The organism is Pyxidicoccus fallax, from assembly GCF_012933655.1.
In the GTDB taxonomy this organism is placed as follows: Bacteria; Myxococcota; Myxococcia; order Myxococcales; family Myxococcaceae; genus Myxococcus; species Myxococcus fallax.
Map to the genome: position 1 here is coordinate 1 of NZ_JABBJJ010000708.1, position 1,275 is coordinate 1,275.

General features: G+C 71.6%; 2 protein-coding genes. One reads left to right on the forward strand and one right to left on the reverse strand.

The window, feature by feature from the left end; genetic code table 11:
* Window positions 1-276: 276 nt before the first annotated feature.
* Window positions 277-822, reverse strand: a complete 546-nt coding sequence (locus HG543_RS53690; RefSeq protein WP_169352680.1) for a MarR family winged helix-turn-helix transcriptional regulator — start codon at window positions 820-822, stop codon at window positions 277-279.
* A gap of 156 nt (window positions 823-978) precedes the next feature.
* Between HG543_RS53690 and HG543_RS53695 the strand changes: the two genes are divergently transcribed.
* Window positions 979-1,275: nicotinate-nucleotide--dimethylbenzimidazole phosphoribosyltransferase (locus HG543_RS53695; RefSeq protein WP_211194817.1), on the forward strand; the 297-nt coding region annotated here is incomplete at its 3' end.

Here is a 1,275-nt window from a genome sequence, read left to right on the forward strand (position 1 = left end):
GGGCCTGGGGTCTGCGGGGTTTCGAGGTTCACGCTGTCCTGTCCGCTCAGTGGCGAGCCAACCCCCGGCGGGGCGGCCTATTTCCCGATTCTCTAGCAGCCTCCCTCCGTGCGCGAGGCGCCACGTCCCGAAGACTCACGGGAGGGGCCTGGGGTGTCCGGCGCCGGAAGGAGGGGAAAGGCAGAGGGTCTGGGAGGCAACGCGGGAGACGGGCCCGGCCCTTCCAGGGCCCCCGGGGGGCGGTGCCCGACCGGAGGCGGGGGCCAGGGCGGCCGGTCAACGCGCGGTGGGCTGCTGCTTCTTGCTGGCCTCGTCCTCGGGCGCTTCGGTGGGGACGCCGCCCAGCTCCTGGGCGAGCGCGGTGAGCACGTCCTGGGTGCAGAGGATGCGCGTGCGCGTCATGCGCGACAGGACGCGCTGCACGGCGGACTCCACGGTGCCCTCGGAGGGGATGTCCAGCGCGCGGCCGGACTCCGTGAGGGCGAAGAGGGCCTTGCGTCCATCGAGCGGGTCGGCCTTGCGCTCCAGCAGGCCCCGCTTCTCCAGGCGCTTGAGGACGCCGGTGAGGGTGCTGGGGTGGACGTGCAGAATCTGCGCGAGCGTCCCGGCGGTGATGCCGGGGAAGCGGCCGACCAGGCGGACGACCAGGCGCTGGGGCCCGGTGAGTCCGAGCGTCGACTCCATGCGCTTGGACGTGGATTGGAGCCCGTGGTCCACGGCCCAGAGCAGGCGCATGAACTCGAGCACCTCTCCGAGCGGCGGCCCCTTGGGTCGATGCTCGCCTTCCGGGTGCTCCAGCTCGCTGCTGGCCGTGTCCTTCATGGGTACATCATCCTTCACCTGCCGCCTCCATGTCTCTGCGGTCGTTTGAGTCGCACATGGTGTACCGCCTTGTGCGTCCCGCCGCTGAGTAAAATCCGTTGTCTGTTGGGCACCAGCAAGCTACGGGCCGGACTGCCGCTCCCCCCGGAAGCTCCCATGCGTCCCTACCGCGCTGCCCTCGAACAGGTCCCCGAGCCTGATGCCACCGCCGCTGCCCGCTGCCAGGAACTCCTGGACGCGAAGACGAAGCCCCGGGGAAGCCTGGGGCGGCTGGAGGAGCTTGCCCGCCGGCTCGCCGCCCTGCGGGGCGAGGCAACGCCCGGACTTCCCCGGAAAGCCCTGGTCGTCATGGCGGCGGACCACGGGGTGGTGGAGGAGGGGGTGAGCGCCTATCCGGCGGAAGTCACGGGGCAGATGGTGGCGAACTTCGCCCGGGGCGGGGCGGCGCTGAAC